This is a genomic window from Streptomyces sp. NPDC001401 (genome assembly GCF_042895385.1).
Taxonomy (GTDB): Bacteria; Actinomycetota; Actinomycetes; order Streptomycetales; family Streptomycetaceae; genus Streptomyces.
This window is the reverse complement of the sequence record NZ_JBIAWI010000002.1, coordinates 200,782-218,542: the sequence shown is the minus strand read 5'-3', so window position 1 is coordinate 218,542 and position 17,761 is coordinate 200,782. Positions and strand designations below refer to the sequence as shown.

Here is a 17,761-nt window from a genome sequence, read left to right as displayed (position 1 = left end):
TCCGGGTGCGCTCGCCGAAAATCTCACGCCTCCGGCCTCGCGCGCAGACATCCGAATGTTCTTCTGTGCTGGTGCAGCCCATCCCGCGACGCGAAGTCCTGACACGGATTCGAACTGCAAATGAAACTCGAAGGCGTTGAAGGGTTTCTCCTGCCATTCCGGGCGAGGGTGTGACGGGAGGTGCGAGGTATCGAATCCCAGTGTCACGGAATCTGCGCGCTCGTCGAGATGGACGTAGAAGAGGGCGCATGCGCTCAGGTCTGGCGGGGAATCGTAGAGGCCCGCAATGAGTGCGGGCTCCGTGAGCAGTTGAACCCAGCTGTCAGCGTGCATAGAAGGTCTTTTCGTAGGTGCGGGGGATCGTCGAGAAGCGGCGTGCGTCGAGCTTGCTGAGGAACTGGTGGGGAGCCTCATCCGAACCATCGGGTGCAATGCGGAAACCGCTGATGTGACGGATGATGACGGACTCGTGGCTGCGAAATCCGAGTGTGACGCCAGGACCTTGGACGGACACATCCACCCTCCGCGGTTCTTCCGTCGTCAATGCGGTGAGCTGCACTGTCGCGGACGGATTCCACTCCTGCAGGATGAGGTGCTCGACCGCTGCAAAGTCAATGTGACACTGCACCACGTCGCACTCGGCCGCCGCCCATTCCTCGGGTGGGTGTTCGGGGAAGCTCGGAAGGTCGACGCGGAGTGTGAGCGCGGGTCCGCGCGCGTTGAGGTTGATGGAACGGAGGCGGAATTCGTCCAGGGTGGGGAAGTCGCCGTACAGCCGGCGAAGCGGCTCAGGGTCGGCTGGGATGAGTTGAACGGTCATAGTAGTAGTGCTCTTCGGCTCCGGGGACTTGCCCATTACGGGTGTCGTCTATCGGTCGTACGTGGACGTGCGCGGGTTGATGGCCAGGGGTTCCGGGTTCCTGGTGACCGAAGTGGTGGTCCTGGAAGACGATGAGGTCCTCGCCATTGGGGTGTTCGTATATCTCCTCGGTGTAGTAGATCGGTTGGTTGTTCTCGTCCATGAGGTGCTTCGCCCCTTGCCACTCCGGCGTCGTGGCCCTGACCCAGTCGTTTTGCTCCAATGGCACCGCACCGTCCGGAATTCCCGCATCTCTCAGCGCCTTGGCCTTGGCTTCTGCATAGGTACGCTTGGTGCCCGGGACATTATCAGGGTCGCATTCCTGGGGAGCGAGGCCGAGTGGGTCGCTCCAGACGTGCGGATTGTGCACGTATGACGCGGGGTTGGGAGCAGGCGCCAGGCCCAGGGGGTCGGGCGTGAGGTACCGAGCGGTGACGGGGTCGTAGATGCGGTGATGGTTGTAGTGAAGCCCCGTCTCGGCGTCGTGGTACTGCCCTGGGAAGCGAAGTGGGGTATGAGCCACCGCGCCGTTGCCCCAGGCAGTGGTTCCCCACAGCGTCGTGCGGGTGCGGGCCGCGAGCCGTCCGTGTTCGTCGATCAGCTCGGTGGGGGTGCCGACGACGTCGGTGACGATGGCGAAGAAACGCTCGTCGACTTCGGTCGTCGACAGCGGCTTTCGTTCGTACTGGGCCACGGGGCGTCGGCCGTCGTGGTCCCAGGTGAGGGTGACGCCTGTCGTGCTTTGAGTTTCCTCGCAGAGAGTGTTCCCGTCCCAAGCGAAATCGACCTGTTCCACGACGGCTGCGCTGTCGTCGAGGCGTTGCTTGGCCGTGCGTCGGCCGAGCGGGTCGTAGAGGTAGCGCCAGGTCGTGCCGTCGGGAGTGGTGACGGACGTGAGCTGGTCCTCTGCGTTGTAGCGGTAGCGCCAGATGTCGGGTTTGCGGGAAAGGCGGGTCTTCTGGCGCAGCACGGTGCGGCCGGCTGCGTCGTACTCGTAACGCAGGCCACCGGCGCGGTCGATGCGGGTCCCGGTGTAGGTGCGCTCGCCCTGGCCTTCAGGGGCGAGGACGTCGGGCCAGTTGGCGGCCGTCTGGTTGCCTGCGGCGTCGTAGGCGTAGGTCTCGCTCCAGTTGTGGGCGTTGACTGCGGTGACACGGCCGACTGCGTCCAGGGTGAAGTCCGAGGGGCCGTGCAACTGGTCGTCGATGCCAGTGAGATGGCCGTCGGCGCGGTACCGGTACGCGCGCGACTGAATGATGCCGGTGGCCGGCGCCGCGCTGGTCTGGCCGACGAGACGGCCGAGGGGGTCGTAGGCGAAGTCCATGGTCAAGCCGCCGTCGAAGGTGCGGCTCGTCTCGCGTCCCACGGCGTCGCGCGTGAACGTCACGGTTCGTCCACCGGTGACCAGCTGCACGCGGTTGCCGGAATGGTCGTAGGTCCATGAACTGTGCGCACCGGTGGGGGTGGTACGGGAGACCCTCCGGCCTATGGCGTCGTAACCGAAGGACATGACGCGGCCGTTGACCGCCTCGGTGAGCACGCGGCCGTGCTGATCGCGCCGTAGCTCCAGCCGGACATCGGGGCTCGCTGCCGCGGCGAGTTGATCCGTCGTGTCGTATGTGTACGTGGTGAGCGCGCCGTCGACGTCCTTCTGGACGATGCGCCCGAGCGCATCGCGTGTGAAACGGACGGTCTGCCCCACGGGGGTGGTGCGGGATGCCAGGCGCCCCGCGGCGTCGTGGCCATAGCGCATCACGCGCCCGTCGAAGTCCTCCTCGAGGGCCAGGCGTCCGTCGGCGTCGTAGGAGTATCTCCAGGTCTCTCCCAGGGGGTTGGTGACCTGGGTGAGCCGGAGTCGGGTGTCGTAGGCGAACTCGTGCCGTACGCCGTCCGGGCCGGTGCGCGCGGCGAGACGGTCGAAGTGGGTGTACTCGAAGCGGGTCACCTGGCCAAGGACATTGGTGTGCGTGCGCTGATTGCCCTCGCCGTCGTAGGTCCAGCATTCGGCATGACCGTCCGGGAAGATCCGGGTCTTGAGCTTGCCTTCGACGGTCCAGCGCAGATGAGTCGCCGCGCCCAGCGCGCTGGTCAGCGTGATCGGGCGGCCGAAGGCATCGCGTTCGTAACGGGTCGCTTTCCCCAGGGGATCGGTGATCTCGAGGGGCATCCCGGCTGCGTTGCACCGCACGTGCGAGGTACTGCCGTCCGGATGCGTCATCGCCGACACGTGGCCCTGCGGTGTGTACGCGTACGTGGTCGTGGCGCCGGTCGAAGAAGTCAGGGAGGTGCGGTTGCCGCGGCTGTCGTAGGTCTGCCGTATGGCTCGGCCGTCGAAGCCGGTGATCTGGACGGGCAGGCCGAGAGCGTTGTAGTCGATGTGGCTGCTGCGTCCGTCGGCTCGGTGGACGGTGACGAGCCGTCCTTCCTCGTCGTATGTGAAGGTCGTCGTGTGGCCGAGCGGGTCGGTGCATGACAGCAGGCGGTTGTAGCGGTCTCGCTCGAAGCGGGTCACCGCGCCCAGTGGACTGATCTCGGCGACTACTTGCGACGCGTCGTTGATCAGATAGCGCGTGGTGTTGCCTTGGGAGTCGGTGATCGCGGTGACGCGATGACCGGTTTCCGGATCGATCGCGTCGTAGGTGAACGTGGCGCTGAGGTGCCCTGCGATTCCTGACTGGTGTACGCAGCGGTGTCGTTCGTCGTAGGCGTAGGTGTAGCTGCTGCCGTTGCTGTCGGTCCACGACGTGATACGCCCCAGGGCATCGAGACCGAAGCGCATGGCACGCCCCTCGGAGTCGGCGACCTCGATGAGCTGACCTGCGCTGTTGTATGCGTACGCCTTGATGAGCTGGTCGCCGCCGTCCTCGGCGGCTCCCGCGAGGCACAGGCCTGTGATGCGGCCGTGGTCCGTGGTGATGTTCAGCTGGTAGCCGCCGCAGTGCCGGATCGCGAGGGGTGCACCGGTGGCCGGGTCGTGGTCGAAGGCGATCCAGTTGCCGTTGCGGTCGTCGAGCTGGTCGAGGAGCGCCAGCGACCCGTCGTGGTGGGTGAAGTACCAGATGCGGCCGGTGGCCGGGTCGGTGACGGTGTAGCCGTCCTCGGCCGCCTCCAGCGGCCAGCGCTCTCCCTCCACCGGCAGCGTTGCTGCCCCCGGTGCCGGGTGCGGGTAGGAGAGCAGGGAGCGGTCCTCCCGTACGAAGATCACGCCCAGGTCGTCGATCAGCAGGCGCTGGTCGAGGGTGGAGCACCAGGCGGGGCCGAACCAGCCGCCGGATCGGAAGGAGGACTCGAAGGTGCGGGTGAACACCAGCGGCAGCGTGCCGGGCAGCGCAATGTCCGTCTGGGACATGAGCATGCGGCCGGTGGCCATGTCGATCGGGTCGCCGTCGCAGACCTTCTCCTTGGCCGACTGGCCCTCGTGTCTCGGGTTGTCGTCGAGCGCGTCCCGGGCGCTGCGCCGGGCCTCGGAACCGGCGTTTTCCTCGACGCCCTCGCGAGCCCCGTTCTCCACCTGCTCGCGGCCCTGCCCGGCGCCGGACGCCCGCCCTGTGCCACTGGTGCCGGCGCGCGGAGCTGGCACGTCTTCCTTGCCGCCGCCCTTGAGGATCTTCTCCAGTTCGGAGGCGTGCTTGGCGTCGTTCTCGACGTGGTTCTGAGCGACCTTCTTCAGCCGTGTGCCGGTGTTGTGGTAGAGGTCCTTTACGGCCTTGCCGGCGTCCTCACCGATGGCCTTGCCCATTTTCCGGGCCCCGTCCTCCAGGGCCTGGACGATCCGGTTGCTCATTCGAAGCTCACCGTCGCGAGCTTGGTCCGGAACGTCTCCGCATGAGAGGCCACCGTCTCGGCATGGCCGCGCATCAGCTCCGCGTGCGCGTGCATCCGCTCGGGGTCGACCGAGAAGCCTTCGCCCACCGCCCCGGTGCTCCCGCCGCCGGCGGACACACCGAGCGCGGATTCGGTGGTCTGGAACACCAGCCCCGTCACGGCCTTCCCCACCACATCCACCAACGGGTTCATGGCGGCCTCGATCACCTGCCCGATGATGTACTGCTCCAGCTGCTGCTCAAGGAAGTCCATCAGCTTCTCTGCCGCCTCCACGACCAGCGCCTCGGCCGCCTCCGCGAGGCCCAGGGTCGCCACCGCCGCCGCCTGGTCCGCAACGAACGTGGCGGCCAGCACCACCAGTTCGGCGATCGCCTCGCCCTTCATGGCCACGATCACATCGGCCGCGACATCCAGGGCGGTGGCCACGGTGTGGCAGGCCTCGATCAGCTCGTTCATGTGGCTGTTGGACAGCTGCGCCCACTTCGCGAGCAGCGCCTCGTACGACGCCCCCTGGTACACCGCGCCAAGACGTTTGATCGTCGCGGTGGAGTCCTGGTGCGTGTCGTCCACGTTCTGCGCGAACTCCCGCACATGCGCGGCGAATTCACGGACCTTGTCCTCGTTGACGTTCGGCCAGTTCACCCCGATGAACTGGAGGAACGACACCACTTCCTCCGGCAGCTCGATTGCCATCCCGACCCCCGTCTGTCACATCTACGACAGCCCATCAGGTGTGCCGCCCATGAAGGGTTAACGGTCGGGCAAATGCGCGATCAAGTTGACGGCCTGGGCTGTCGGGCCCGCGATCAGGGCACCGGCGAAGGCGCCTATCCGGGGCGGAAGGTGACGTTCTGTCGGATTGACGGGTGCGAGTAGGGAGGCGGGCAATGCCTCCGTGACCATGGAGTTCTCTACGCCCTGTGACCAGCGACGCCCTGCACACCCATCCCGAGCACGCCCGCGAGGTCGTCGTACTCCGGAAGTCTGCGGTAGCAGCGGAACCGCAACTCCACCCACCGGGGCGCACCGACTCGCACTCGCCCAGCAGCGAAAGCGTCACCCTAAGCTGCTCGTCCGCCCATTTCCCGGCGTCGCCGTCGGCAGTCGGGAGCCGACGAGGCTCTTGTGCGGGGACAGCGACCAGTGCCCGCATGAGCGAGTCAGCACGGCTGTACGTCATCTCGGCCGTGCCGGCCGGGCCAGTTCGGCAACTGCTCGAGGTAGGTGTCGGTCGGCGTCCCCGTCCCGTCCAACCAGACGGCGGCCTGGTCGACGGCCGACGGCAGGTCGCCCATTGCGTCGGCCACGCGGTGAGCGTCCTCGGGCGTCAGATCCCGGACGCGACGCAGCAGGTGCTCCACGCTCTCTTCCCGCTCAAAGACATTGATGTCGACGGTGGCAGCGAGCCGACTCCAGTGCGGGTTCCGGGTGGTGACCAGGGTATGGCCGCCCTCGGGGACGTACGGGATCAGCTGCTGAGGGTCCTCCGCGGCGTCGTACACCAGGAGCCAACGGGCGTACGGCATCCCCCTGTTCAAGGAATCCAGGGCCTGCAGGGCGGCCGAGCCGGTGTCGGGGGCGCTCCGAACGTCGAGGCGATCGTCGAGCTCGGCCAGCGAGGCGGCCATCTGCTCGGCCTCCTCGGCGGGAACCCACCACACCAGGTCGTAGTCGGCCAGGAAGCGGTGCGCGTATTCGAGAGCGATCTGCGACTTGCCGACCCCTGTCGGCCCTTGCAGCACCAACGGCTTCGGCCCTCTTACGAGTTGGTCGCGCAACGCTTCCAGGATCGCGTCGCGGCCGGTGAAGAAGTGGTTGCGTACGGGAGCGTTCTGCACCGCAGGCACCGTGCCGGGAAAGCGGGGAGTCGGCGCTGCACCATCGTTCAGCAGACCGGGGCGGTCCAGAGCGCGCAGCAGTGCCGAAGCCGCGGTGCCCTCGTCCAACCGCATCAGATCCACAAGGTGGCTGTCCGGGAGCGGCTCCGGGAACCGAGCGTCGTCGACGCGAATCAGCACCGGTTGACGCCACACACCCGTGACGTCCCGGGCGTTGAGCGCCTCCCACTGAGCGCGCCCCGACGAGGAGCGCACATACGCCCCGGACAGCAGGACAACCGCCCGGCCACCGTCGCCGTCCGGTGGTGCGCCCCCCACCGGGTAGGCCCGAACACGGAAGCCCGACCTGAGCAGGACGCTCTCGGTCCAGTCCGCCCACATGCGGTCCTCGGGAACGTGCGCGAGCCATAGATCCGAGGGCGGGACGGGGCGGCGGCGCACGAACATGTCCCGCATGCGCCGTCGCGCTGCCTCCTCCATCGGTGGCAGGGCAGCGACCTCGCCGTCGGAGACCCAGGCGGTGAGACGTTCGAAGGCGCTGAGCAATGAGGTGCCCACGCCGGGCTCGTCGCCAAAGGTCGCCAGCGTCTCCTCATACGAGTAGTAGGGCCGGTACGGAATCTCCACCGAAGCCCAGTAGGAAGCCAGACCGGACCCCGTGAGCCCCTCCGGGTGGCCCTTGAACTTCAGCCGGGCGAGGGCTCGGCCGGCGTCGGCCCTGTCTTTCTCTCCCTCGTCGATGCGCATCGGCACGGGCAGGATCCAGATCCCGCGGTCTCCGTAGCGCTCACTGATCTCGCGAGCGACGGAAGCGGCGCCGTCTATGCTCTGGTCACTGAGGGTGAAGCAGTCCACCAGTACGTCGGGCAGGTGCACCGTGCAGATGTCCGCGGTGTCGCTGAGGCCGGTGCGGCTGTCGAGGAGAACGTAGTCGTAGTGCCGCTTCATCTCCTCGCGCATCGCGTCCAGGAAGAGACCGCCCCCGAGCCGCTCATAGAAGTTGTCCCAGTCGAAGGTGCTGACCATGGCCGAGTACTCGCGGCTCTGCCGACCTGCCGAGACGAAGTCGAGGGTTCCGCCGTCAGGGAATTCCCAGTTCAGGGAGACGGCATGGGTCCGGATCCGGGCGTAGGGCAGATGCCAGGCCCCGGAAGGCGCGGTCGGCTGCTCAGTGGCGGCCCACGCGTAGTCGGTGATCATGTCGATCACACCGGTGGTGGCGCCCAGCACCGCGCGGTCGAGGAAGGGGTGGAAGAAGCGGTGCAGGCCTGGCGCCTCCAGGTCCCAGTCCACCACGAGGACTCGCTTGCCGTTGGCGGCCAGAATCCAGGCGACGTTGGCCAGCGCCATCGTGCGGCCAGTACCACCCTTGTAGGAGTAGAACGTGACGATGCGTCCGTCACGGCCATCGGTCATCGCCGCTCCCTGCCATGCCGTGTCGGATTCGCATCACAGCCCGGGATCGGAGCACTCCCAGGCCTTTCAGACTAGCCGCTGACAGGCCTACATGCCCCGTTCCAGGGGCAGTTGATCCCTGTTGGCCTTATCCTCGCGGTGAGGTCGCGGACCGGGGGGCATCATGAAGATCTTTCTGAGCTGGTCCGGATCGGCCTCCCAGGGGTGCGCCGAACTGCTCGCCGCGTGGTTGCCCTACTTCAGCGACGAGCTCGAACCCTTCGTCTCCTCGGACAGCATCAGGAAGGGGGCACGCGGACTGACGGAACTCAAGGAGCAGCTCGACGAGAGTTCCTTCGGAATCGCGTGCATCACCCGGGCCAACATCGACGCCCCTTGGATCACCTTCGAATCGGGAGCCCTGTCGAAGGAGGTCGACGAGCGGAAGGGACAGGTCGTGCCATTCCTGCTCGAGGGCAGTCACAAGGACCTGGAGATGGCGGGCAGCCCGCTGCGCCAGTTCCAGTCGACGCGGGCGCACGACGAGGCGGATGTGCTCAAGATGGTCAAGACCATCAACGCGGTCCTGCGTGAGTCCGCCAACCGACACCCGGACGACACCCGGATCAAGAACCTGTTCCGCAAGGTGTGGCCGGAGCTGCGGGACGGCCTGGCCGCGATCGACCTCACGGCGGACAGCGCCGAGCAGGGTCCGCCGCGCAGATCGCCGGAGGAGATCCTGGAAGAGCTGAGTTCGCTGGTTCAGGAGCAGATCAACCGGATCACCGATCTGGAGCGGGCCGTGGACGCGCTGCGCAACGGCCAGGCCAACCCTCCCAGGAAACGGACCAGGTTCACCGGCGTCTACGACGAGTCGGTCCGCCTCGCTGATCCGGCGACCGACACGTCGGGCTTGGACGAGACGGAATGAGTCCGGCGATCAGGCACCGGCTGCGGATGCTGTTCGGCACCCGGCTCGGTCTGTCCACGGCGGGTCGAGCCTGCGCTGTGCAGTTCGGCCTGCTGTCGGGCGCGGCTCAGCTGTATCTCACGTTCTGGCCGGACAGCTCCCTGCCTCGCGGCGCGACCTTTATCGCCATCGCCTGCCTGGCCCTGGTCGGCGGCACCCTGCGGTCCTGGCCCCGGGATCGCATCAGCCACGAGTTCGTCCGTCCGGGATTCCGAGTCACCATCTCGGTGGGCGACTTGTTCGGCCAGCCGTGCCATCTCGTCATCGGCAGCAACGACGTGTTCGACACCGACACGCAGGACGACCTGCTGATCGTGCGCCGCAGCGTGCAGGGCCAGTTCCTGCACAGGGTTTACGCAGGCGACGTCGCCCGACTGGACGATGAACTCAATGCTGCGCTGCTCGGCACAGAGCCGGCTCGGGTGGAGGAGCGGGCGTCGAAACGTGCTGGAAAGCTCACCCGCTACCCCGTCGGCACGGTCGCCGTGCTCGGCTCGCCGGAACAGCGGTACTTCCTGATCGCCTACGGCACCATGGGCAACGACCTGACGGTCAGTTCAGGCCCGGACCAACTCTGGCGGGGACTGGGAGAACTGTGGCGGGCAGTGCATCTGCACGCCCGACGGGAGGCCGTGGCCATGCCGGTGATCGGATCGGACCTGGCCCGCATCGACAGCATGGACCACGGGAGCCTGGTCAAGCTGATCCTGCTGTCCTTCGTCACCAGGTCACGGCAGTCGGTCGTGTGCAAGGAGCTGACGATCCTGCTCCATCCGAGGGATTATGAGCGCGTCGACATGCTGGAGCTGGCCGCGTTTCTACGGACGCTCTGACCGCCGGCCCGTTGGGAGGGCTTCGTGTGAGCCAAGAACCGGACCGGGCGGACCGGCAGGCGCCGTATTTCTTTCTGAGCTACGCGCACACGCCATGGCACGACTCGTCTGCGGACCCTGACCACTGGGTCCACCAGTTGTTCCGGGACCTGTGCGACCACATCATGGCGCTGACAGACCACCCGGCGGGCCAGCCGATCGGCTTCATGGCCCGGGAGATGCGTATCGGAGAACGCTGGAGCGACCGCTTGTCGGAGGCACTCGCGACCTGCCAGGTGTTCGTCCCGCTCTACTCGCCGCGCTATTTCGTCAGCGACGTGTGCGGCAAGGAATGGTGGGCCTTCTCCCAGCGCCAGGAACAGCACCGGTTGTCGAGGGGCGCCGCCGGCCCTGCGATCGTGCCCGCGCTCTGGGTGCCGGTGCAGCCCGAACGGCTTCCCGGTGCGGCGGAGGTCCTGAGCCACGACCATGAGCGGTTCGGTCGGGACTACGCCGCAGAGGGTCTGTACGCCCTGATGAAACTGCGGATCTTCCGCGAGGAGTACGAGCGTGCCGTCTATCTGCTGGCCAAGGCGATCGTCGTCACAGCCCAGCAGAACCCGATCCCCACCGGGCAGCCGCTCGACTTCACCGATCTGCCCAGTGCCTTCGGGCGACGGTCCGGCTCGCGTCGGCTGCGCATCGTCGTGGCCGCACCCAACAGGCAGGAGCTGCCGCCGGGGCGCTCGTCCGACTGCTACGGGCCATCCGCCGTCGACTGGAATCCGTACCGGGTGAGTGATACGGACGCCAGCCGTCCACTCGCCGAGTTCGCCGCCGAGGAGGTGCGTCGGCTCGACTACCTGACGACGATCCAGTCGCTCGGCGAGGCGTCCGACGGCCTGCTCACCGAGCGGCCGCCGGACGGGCCGACACTGGTGCTGCTCGACAGATGGGCGCTGACCGACCCCGGGCAGCGGGAGCTGCTGGCCCGGGTGGATCAGGCAGCGCAACCGTGGGTCAGTGTGATCGTGCCATGGAACCGGTCCGACCCGGACAACACATCCTCCGGGCACGAACTGCAGACCGTCTTGGAGAAGACCCTCCCGCGCACCCTCCAACGCGGCCGAAGCGTCTCCCGGTCGGCCACGGGTGGGGTGCCGTCGCTGGAGGGATTCGCCGCCATCCTGCCGACCGTGATCCAGTGGGCGACGGCGCAGTTCATCCGGTACGCCCCCGTCCATCCGCCGGAGGGTCCCGCGATCGCCCGGCCCCGGCTGAGGGGACCCGTGCTGGGGGGACCCGTGGAGGAGGCGGCCGATGACCGCCGGGCGTGACGGGCAGATCATCACCTTCTATTCCCAGAAGGGCGGCACCGGGCGGACCATGGCGGTGGCGAACACCGCCTGGATCCTGGCCTCCAACGGCTACCGAGTACTGGCCTCGGACTGGGACATCGAGGCACCCGGGTTGCACCGCTACTTCCATCCGTTCCTCGACGCCGCAACCTCCGGCGCCACTACGGGCGTGCTCAACCTGTTCGCCGAATACGTCGCGGACTGGCACACCAGCACCGAGTCGGAGGCCGACCTGAGGCAGCGTCACGCCAGGGTGCTTCCGCATGCGGTCTCGATCAACTGGGTCTTCCCCAGCGGCGGAACCCTCGACTACATGCCCGCGGGGCGGCAGGACGGGGAGTACCTGACGCATCTGATGGACTTCAGCTGGCGGGAGTTCACCGATCTGTTCGGCGGCACCCGGTTCCTGGACGCGCTACGCCACGACATGAAGAGCCGTTACGACTACACGCTCATCGACAGCCGGTGCGGGGTGAGCGATCTGGTCGGCCTGTGCACCATCGACCTGCCGGACGTACTGGTGAACTGTTTCACGCTGAGCTCGCAGAGCATCGAGGGCGCCGCCGTCATGGCCCGGTCCATTGCCCGGGAGGCCCATCCGCGCTCGCTGCGCGTACTGCCGGTCGCCATGCGGGTCGGCGATGGCCGGGGCACGCGCTTGGCTGCCGCGCGGGAGCTGGTCCGCTCCTCCTTTCCACGTCTGCCTGCCGTCTGGGCCGGAATGGAGATCCCCCACCAGCCGGAATACGCCTACGAGGAGACACTCGCCACGTTTGGTGACCCACCGGACAGCCCGAACAGTCTGCTGACCGCCTTCGAGCAGCTGACGGACCGGATCACCGAAGGACGCGTGCGACGTTTCCCGGCCCTCGACGACGATCTGCGCCGACGTCACCTCGCCTTGTACGTCCGCCCGATGTCACCCGTCGCGACTCCCCTGAGGCTGTCGCATGCGCCTCAGGACCGGATGTGGGCGGAGTGGATCAACTCCCTGCTCACGCACTCCGGCTTCGAGGTGCTCGCCCCCGCCGTCGGCGCCACGCCGTCCACCCCCGGCAGAGCGCCTCGCACGGTGGCGCTGCTGTCGTCGTCCTTCCTCCGCTCACCACAGTCCCGCACGCTGTGGGAGAGCGTCGGCGACGCCGACCCCGGCGCACCGCGACAGCTGATCCCCTTCCGCATCGAATCCGTCACCCTGACGGCGCCGTTCAGCGACTACGACCCAGTCGACCTGACCTCCCTCGACGAGCCTCGAACGGCCGAAGCCGTCCTGCGCAGCCTCGGACTGCCCGGTGAAACGATCTCCCGGCCGCTGGCGCCTGCACGGCCCCGGTTTCCCGGCCATGCGCCGGCCGTCTGGGAGGCTCCGCCGCGCAATCCGCTGTTCGTGGGCCGCGATCGGCTGCTGGACCGGTTGCACGCCACACTCGACGTCAGCCGCCAGCGGGCCGTGGTCCTCCCCCGCGACGGGCTCGGCGCCGCCGGGCGCACTCAGCTCGCGGTGGAGTACTCCTACCGGTTTCAGGCGGCGTACGACCTGGTGTGGTGGATCCGCGCGGAGAGCCGCGAGTCGGTCCTGCTGTCGCTGGCGCAGCTGGCCGACCGCCTCGGAGTGCGCAACGGCACCGGCGTCCCCGAGGCGGCGCGCCGGGCCCTCGACGCGCTGGACAGGGGCACACCTCACGGCCGGTGGCTGCTGATCTACGGCAATGCGCGCAGCCCGGAGAGCCTGTCCGGACTACTGCCCGCCAGCATGCACGGACATGTGCTGGTGACCTCCCGGGACCGGGGATGGAGCGCGGCGATGGACACCGTGGAGGTCGGCGCGTTCACCCGGGAGCAGAGCATCGAGCTGCTCCGCAGACGGGTTCCGGCGCTGACCGTCGACGACGCCGACCGGATCGCGGCGGCGGTGGAGGACATGCCTCTCGCGGTCGCGCAGGCCGGGTCGTGGCTGACACAGACGACGGCTTCGGCGGAGCAGTATCTGCAGAAACTGGCCGAGCAAAGCGGCGCCTCCACCGCGCCCCCTTCGGACGGCCGCGCTCACCCCACGGCCGCCCTCAGTACCCGGGTGGCGCTGGCCACCTTGGGCGAACGTGCTCCCGCGGCGCTGCGACTGCTCGCCCTGTGCAGCCATCTCGCGCCGCTGCCTGTGCCGCTGCCCATGGTGCACAGCGAGGCGGCCCTACGCGTCCTGCGTCTGCACGACGGCACGCTGCACGAGCCGATGCTGCTGGGCCGGGTCGTGCAGGAGATCAGCAGACTCGGCCTGGCCGAGGTCGACCAGCCGGGTCACACCCTGAAAGTGCACCCTGTGGTGCAGAGCCTGGTATTGGCTGCTCTCCCCGCCCACGAGGTCGACGAGGTCCGCCACGAGGCGCACCAGTTGCTCAGCGCCGCAGGGCCGCGACGCGACGGCTCCGGCACCGAAGCGGACGATCGGGCCTTCGAAAAGCTGTGGCCCCACCTCGATCACTCCGGAGCCGAGGAGTGCCGGGACGACGACACCCGGGCCATCCTCATCGAGCGGCTGCGCCGTACTGCTCAGTGCGGCATGCCGGAGCAGGCTCTGGAACTCGGGCGTCGTCTCGACCGGAGCTGGACCCACGGCGGCAGGGGCGCCGACCACCAGGTGCTGTTGCTGCGCAGTCACCAGGCCGCGGCGCTGCGGGACCTGGGCTCGTACGCCGAAGCGTACGACCTGGACTCCGACACGCTCAGGCGGCAGCGAATGCTGCTGCCGGCGGGCCATGCGCACACGCTGATGACCGCGGCGGGCCTGGCGGAGGACCTGCGGATGCTGGGCCGGTTCGCCGAGGCGCTGGAACTGGCGCGGGAGGTTTCCGCCGGATTCCAGGAGTCGTTCGGCGAGGAACATCCGCAGGCGCTCACCACCTCCGAAGCCCTGGCCCGGTCGTTGCGTCTGGTGGGAGACTACGCGGCCGCGCGGGAGCGCAGCCTGGCCACCTGGCAAAGGCAGCGCGAAGTGCTGGGGCACGGGCACCCGTCGGCTCTGGTGTCAGCGCTGGGCCTCGCCCGCGACCTGCGCGAGGTAGGCGACTACGGCGGTTCCGTTCCCGTGCTGCGTTCCGCCCTGAAGGAGACGCGGGGCCAGGACACGCAAGGCGCGCTGCGTGCAACCGTCAGCCTCTCGGTGTCCCTGCGCCGCATGGGCGAGTGGGACGAAGCCCACGCACTCGCTCTGACCGCCGACAAGGGATACCGCGCCGCAGGGGAGGGGGACGATCCCGACCGGCTGGCCTGCGAAATCAACCTCGCGCTCGCGACGGCCAGGGCGGGTGACCTACCCGGTGCACGCACCGCCCTCAGCACACTCCAGCACCGCTTCGCTCAGGTCTGTGGTGCCGAGCACCCGGACACCGCCGTCTGCGAGCACAATCTCGCGGTCTGTTTGCGCGCGGCCGGGGAGACGGACAAGGCTCTGGCGGCGGCCGGCCGGACCGTGCAGTCGCTGGGCGAGCACCTCGGCGATGCTCATCCGTACACTCTCTGCGGCATGCTGACGCTGGCCAACGCCCTCGGTGATCTGGAGCAGTTCGGCAAGGCGGAGCACCTGTCACGGACCTGCGCCAAGGCATTGCGTGACCGTGTCGGGGACAACCACCCGGACACCCTGATCGCCGACCTGGGCCTGGCGGTCACCCTGCACTCGCTCGGGCGCACGGTGGAAGCCGGCCGGCTACGGAACCGAGCCCTGGCCACATTTGCCAAACGGTTCGGGGACGGACATGCATGGACGGTGGCGGCTCGGGGGTGGCAGCGCATCGATCGGGACCTGGAACCGCTTTTGCCTGCATAGCCACTGTCTACTGATCCGAAAACGGGAGGGTTCTGGGTACTTGACAGCCAACCAGGGGAGTGAACTGGCCGGGAACGCACGGCAGTTGTCATCGCGCAGGCAGAAGCATTGCTGATGTTGGCGGTGGCCGTCGGATGACGACAGGTGACGAAGCGTCAGGCCGTCCAGCCAGAATCCGGCCACGGACACGCGAACGGGGTCGACCCGATTTCGGGTCGACCCCGTTTGACCTGGCGGTTTGCCAATTCGCCGAATCCACGGTACTGCGTGGCCTATACATTGAAGTGGAACTCCACCACACCCGCGTCACACAGCAACCACCATGACCAGCACGACCGAGAACGTGTCCACTGACGTCCCTCCGACAGGAAATCAGGCGGAGGTGACAGGCAATACGTCCGGCGACAACGCCCCTGCATGGGCAGCGGCGCTCGTCATCCGCCTGCGGTGATGACGCCGGCACAGCACCTCATACCCCACCTCCGCCGCCGAGCCGGCCACATCCCCCACCACCACCTGCTCACCCTCGACCACCATCTCCCCAGCCAGGGTGCGCGCATTATGGGTGGCTCGTGCACCGCACCAGCACATCGCCTCGACCTGCAACGTCTCCACGCGGTCGGCAAGTTCGATCAAACGCTGCGAGCCAGGGAAGAGCTTGGTGCGGAAGTCCGTGGTAATGCCGAACGCGAAGACGTCCAAGTCAAGGTCGTCCACGATCCGGGCCAACTGGTCGATCTGCTCCGGCGCGAGGAACTGCGCCTCGTCCACGATCACGTAATCGACCTTGGCACCGTGCGACATCTGCTCCACCAGGTACCCGTACAGGTCCATGCCCGGAGCCGCCTCAACCGCGTCCGTGACCAAGCCCAAACGCGACGACAACTTACCCTCGCCGGCACGGTCATCTCGCGTGAAGATCACACCCTGCAGACCCCTGGCCGAACGGTTGTGCCCAATTTGAAGCGCCAAAGTCGACTTCCCGCAGTCCATGGTTCCGGAGAAGAACACCAGCTCGGGCATGGGGAGTTGAGCACCTTTCGGCGAAGAGGAGGGCAGTGGGGCTTCAGGAGCGTACTTCGAGGAGCGGGACCAGCTGCTCGGCAGGGGTCATCGAACCGTGGTTGCCGACCATCGCCGACTCCTTGGGCTCCCGCTCGGAGGCGATGATCAGGACGTCGTCGCGGGCGGCCGCGACCACGTCGCCGATGCGGGCGTGGACGCGCTCGTCGATGCGCGGTCCGAACCAGCCCGCCGCGATCGCCTCGTCCCGCGAGGCCACCCAGAACTGCTCGCCGAGCACCTCGCGCCAGACGGTGAGTACGTCGTTCTCGGCGCCCGGCACCGCGTACACGTGCCGGGCGCGGCCCTCGCCGCCGAGCAGGGCGACGCCGGCGCGCAGCTCCCAGTCCTCGTCGAAGTCGATCCGGTGCTGCTCGTCGAAGAGGATGTCGACCATGCCGTGGTCGGCGGTGACGTACAGCGCGGTGCGCGGCGGGAGTTGCTCGGCCAGGCGCTGGACGAGCCGGTCGACATGCATGAGCTGGCCGCGCCAGGTGTCCGACTCGACGCCGTAGCGGTGCCCGGCGCCGTCGAGCTCGGCGTAGTACGTGTAGACCAAGGAGCGGTCGCCGGCGGCCAGTTGCTCGGCCGCGAGGTCCATGCGGTCCTCGCCGGACAGCCGCCCGTGGAACCTTCCGCCACTGAGCGCGACCTTGGTCAACGGGGTGTTCTCGAAGGTGGGCGACGTCACCTGGGCCGCATGCACACCGGCCTGTTCGGCCAGCTGGAAGACCGTGGGATACGGCTGCCACGCGCGCGGAGACGTCCACGGCTGCCAGCGCAGCTGGTTCATCAGCTCGCCGGTCTCCGGGTTGCGCGCGGTGTAGCCGGGCAGGCCGTGCGCGCCGGGCGGCAGGCCGGTGCCGACGGAGGCGAGGGAGGTCGCGGTGGTCGCCGGGTAGCCGGTGGTCAGGGGGCGGCCGGTGCCGCCGCGCGAGGTACCCAGGAGCGAGGTCATGAAGGGGGCCTCGTCCGGGTGCGCCCGCAGCTGCTCCCAGCCGAGTCCGTCGATCAGGAACACGCAGTTCCGGTCGGCGGGGGTCAGCTCGGTGATCGCGGCGGTCATGCCCGGTACGGCCATGCCGGCGGCCAGCGTGGGCAGCAGGTCGGCGAGGGAGCCGCTGCCGTATTCGGGCAGCGGCGCGGAGTCGACGGCGAGGGGTTCGGGGTGCGTGTCCCAGGGTGCGGGCTGAGACATCAGCGGGCGACGTCCGCGGTCGCCTCGGAGAGCGACTGGGCGAAGGCGAGCGCCTGGCGCACCGTCTCCGGTCCGTCCCCGGCCTCGCTGACGCGCAGGCTGAGGTCGTCCGCCGTGGAGCTGCCCGTGTACCCGTGGTCGGCCTCGCAGTTGGGATCGCCGCAGGCCGCGGGCTCGAGGTCGATGCGGGAGACGGCGCCCCAGCCGATGGTGAGGACGACCTCGCGGGGCGGGGTGCCCGGCTGGTACTGCTCCGGGTTGGCGACCACGCGGCTGACCACGACCGAGGAGATCCGGCCGATCTTCACGGACTCCGTCGAGGTCGTGGCGTACGGCGTCGGGGAGGTGGTGTCCGCCGCCTGCTCGTCGGTGTGGCTGACGATGAAGCGGTTGCCGGTGAGGACGAGCACCGTGACGTGCCGCCGCACCTCGTTCGCGTCGAACGTGGTCTCCTGGTGGACCAGGTACGACCGGATGGGCTCGCCGCCCACGGCGGCCTCCACCGCCTCGGCCACGAGGGCCGGGTAGTAGCCGCTGCGCTCGATCGCCGCGCGCAGCCCCTGGGTCGTCGTACTGGTCTTGGCCATGACGTCCATCCTACGGGGGTGCACTGACTGCGAG

At 68.2% G+C, this 17,761-nt stretch carries 10 protein-coding genes and 2 pseudogenes; 4 read left to right on the top strand and 8 right to left on the bottom strand.

Annotation, left to right across the window (positions count from 1 at the left end; genetic code table 11):
• Positions 1–6 precede the first annotated feature (6 nt).
• The 5 genes and pseudogenes from ACFY10_RS08660 to ACFY10_RS08640 form a co-directional block, all read right to left on the bottom strand.
• Positions 7–333, bottom strand: a pseudogene (locus ACFY10_RS08660) (Imm50 family immunity protein); the annotation flags it as partial.
• Positions 323–820 (bottom strand): Imm50 family immunity protein, encoded by a 498-nt coding sequence (locus ACFY10_RS08655; protein WP_390664329.1) that lies wholly within the window; start codon positions 818–820, stop codon positions 323–325. The gene ACFY10_RS08655 and the pseudogene ACFY10_RS08660, both read right to left, overlap by 11 nt.
• On the bottom strand, positions 789–4,643 hold the full coding sequence (locus tag ACFY10_RS08650; RefSeq protein WP_390664328.1) for a DUF6531 domain-containing protein: 3,855 nt from the start codon (positions 4,641–4,643) through the stop codon (positions 789–791). The genes ACFY10_RS08655 and ACFY10_RS08650 overlap by 32 nt, the downstream gene beginning before the upstream one ends.
• The gene (locus ACFY10_RS08645) at positions 4,640–5,377 is read right to left on the bottom strand and encodes a WXG100 family type VII secretion target (RefSeq protein WP_390664327.1); all 738 of its coding nucleotides are present in this window, start codon (positions 5,375–5,377) and stop codon (positions 4,640–4,642) included. Before ACFY10_RS08645 ends, ACFY10_RS08650 begins: the two co-directional genes overlap by 4 nt.
• 515 nt (positions 5,378–5,892) lie before the next feature.
• Positions 5,893–7,938 (bottom strand): annotated as a pseudogene (locus ACFY10_RS08640) (KGGVGR-motif variant AAA ATPase); the annotation flags it as partial.
• Positions 7,939–8,101: 163 nt separating this feature from the next.
• Here ACFY10_RS08640 and ACFY10_RS08635 point away from each other — a divergent pair.
• The 4 genes from ACFY10_RS08635 to fxsT are packed head-to-tail and all read left to right on the top strand — an operon-like array spanning position 8,102 to position 14,880.
• A complete protein-coding gene (locus tag ACFY10_RS08635) occupies positions 8,102–8,848 on the top strand; it encodes a TIR domain-containing protein (RefSeq protein ID WP_390664326.1) in 747 nt (248 codons plus the stop codon).
• Complete coding sequence (locus ACFY10_RS08630; protein WP_390664325.1) at positions 8,845–9,720, top strand: macro domain-containing protein; 876 nt, start codon at positions 8,845–8,847, stop codon at positions 9,718–9,720. The genes ACFY10_RS08635 and ACFY10_RS08630 overlap by 4 nt, the downstream gene beginning before the upstream one ends.
• 26 nt (positions 9,721–9,746) lie before the next feature.
• The gene (locus ACFY10_RS08625) at positions 9,747–11,036 is read left to right on the top strand and encodes a TIR-like protein FxsC (protein WP_390664324.1); all 1,290 of its coding nucleotides are present in this window, start codon (positions 9,747–9,749) and stop codon (positions 11,034–11,036) included.
• Complete coding sequence (gene fxsT / locus ACFY10_RS08620) at positions 11,020–14,880, top strand: FxSxx-COOH system tetratricopeptide repeat protein (RefSeq protein WP_390664323.1); 3,861 nt, start codon at positions 11,020–11,022, stop codon at positions 14,878–14,880. The genes ACFY10_RS08625 and fxsT overlap by 17 nt, the downstream gene beginning before the upstream one ends.
• 372 nt (positions 14,881–15,252) lie before the next feature.
• On the opposite strand, the gene ACFY10_RS08615 is transcribed toward fxsT, so the two are convergent.
• Genes ACFY10_RS08615 through ACFY10_RS08605 form a run of 3 tightly spaced genes read right to left on the bottom strand, consistent with a single transcriptional unit; the run spans position 15,253 to position 17,727 of the window.
• A complete protein-coding gene (locus ACFY10_RS08615; RefSeq protein ID WP_344393381.1) occupies positions 15,253–15,903 on the bottom strand; it encodes a thymidine kinase in 651 nt (216 codons plus the stop codon).
• A gap of 43 nt (positions 15,904–15,946) precedes the next feature.
• Positions 15,947–17,140 carry an alkaline phosphatase family protein gene (locus ACFY10_RS08610; RefSeq protein WP_390664322.1) on the bottom strand — a complete coding sequence of 398 codons (1,194 nt, stop codon included), beginning with the start codon at positions 17,138–17,140 and terminating at the stop codon, positions 15,947–15,949.
• Positions 17,140–17,727: a DUF5998 family protein gene (locus tag ACFY10_RS08605; protein ID WP_275780710.1), complete on the bottom strand. Its 588-nt coding sequence runs from the start codon at positions 17,725–17,727 to the stop codon at positions 17,140–17,142. The genes ACFY10_RS08610 and ACFY10_RS08605 overlap by 1 nt, the downstream gene beginning before the upstream one ends.
• Positions 17,728–17,761 lie beyond the last annotated feature (34 nt).

Excerpts from the sequence above, each read along its gene's own strand:
- ACFY10_RS08630 (WP_390664325.1), top strand. The coding sequence starts at position 8,845 with ATGAGTCCGGCGATCAGGCACCGGCTGCGGATGCTGTTCGGCACCCGG.
- ACFY10_RS08635 (WP_390664326.1), top strand. The coding sequence starts at position 8,102 with ATGAAGATCTTTCTGAGCTGGTCCGGATCGGCCTCCCAGGGGTGCGCC.
- ACFY10_RS08650 (WP_390664328.1), bottom strand. The coding sequence starts at position 4,643 with ATGAGCAACCGGATCGTCCAGGCCCTGGAGGACGGGGCCCGGAAAATG.
- ACFY10_RS08610 (WP_390664322.1), bottom strand. The coding sequence starts at position 17,140 with ATGTCTCAGCCCGCACCCTGGGACACGCACCCCGAACCCCTCGCCGTC.
- fxsT (WP_390664323.1), top strand. The coding sequence starts at position 11,020 with ATGACCGCCGGGCGTGACGGGCAGATCATCACCTTCTATTCCCAGAAG.
- ACFY10_RS08605 (WP_275780710.1), bottom strand. The coding sequence starts at position 17,727 with ATGGCCAAGACCAGTACGACGACCCAGGGGCTGCGCGCGGCGATCGAG.
- ACFY10_RS08655 (WP_390664329.1), bottom strand. The coding sequence starts at position 820 with ATGACCGTTCAACTCATCCCAGCCGACCCTGAGCCGCTTCGCCGGCTG.
- ACFY10_RS08645 (WP_390664327.1), bottom strand. The coding sequence starts at position 5,377 with ATGGCAATCGAGCTGCCGGAGGAAGTGGTGTCGTTCCTCCAGTTCATC.
- ACFY10_RS08615 (WP_344393381.1), bottom strand. The coding sequence starts at position 15,903 with ATGCCCGAGCTGGTGTTCTTCTCCGGAACCATGGACTGCGGGAAGTCG.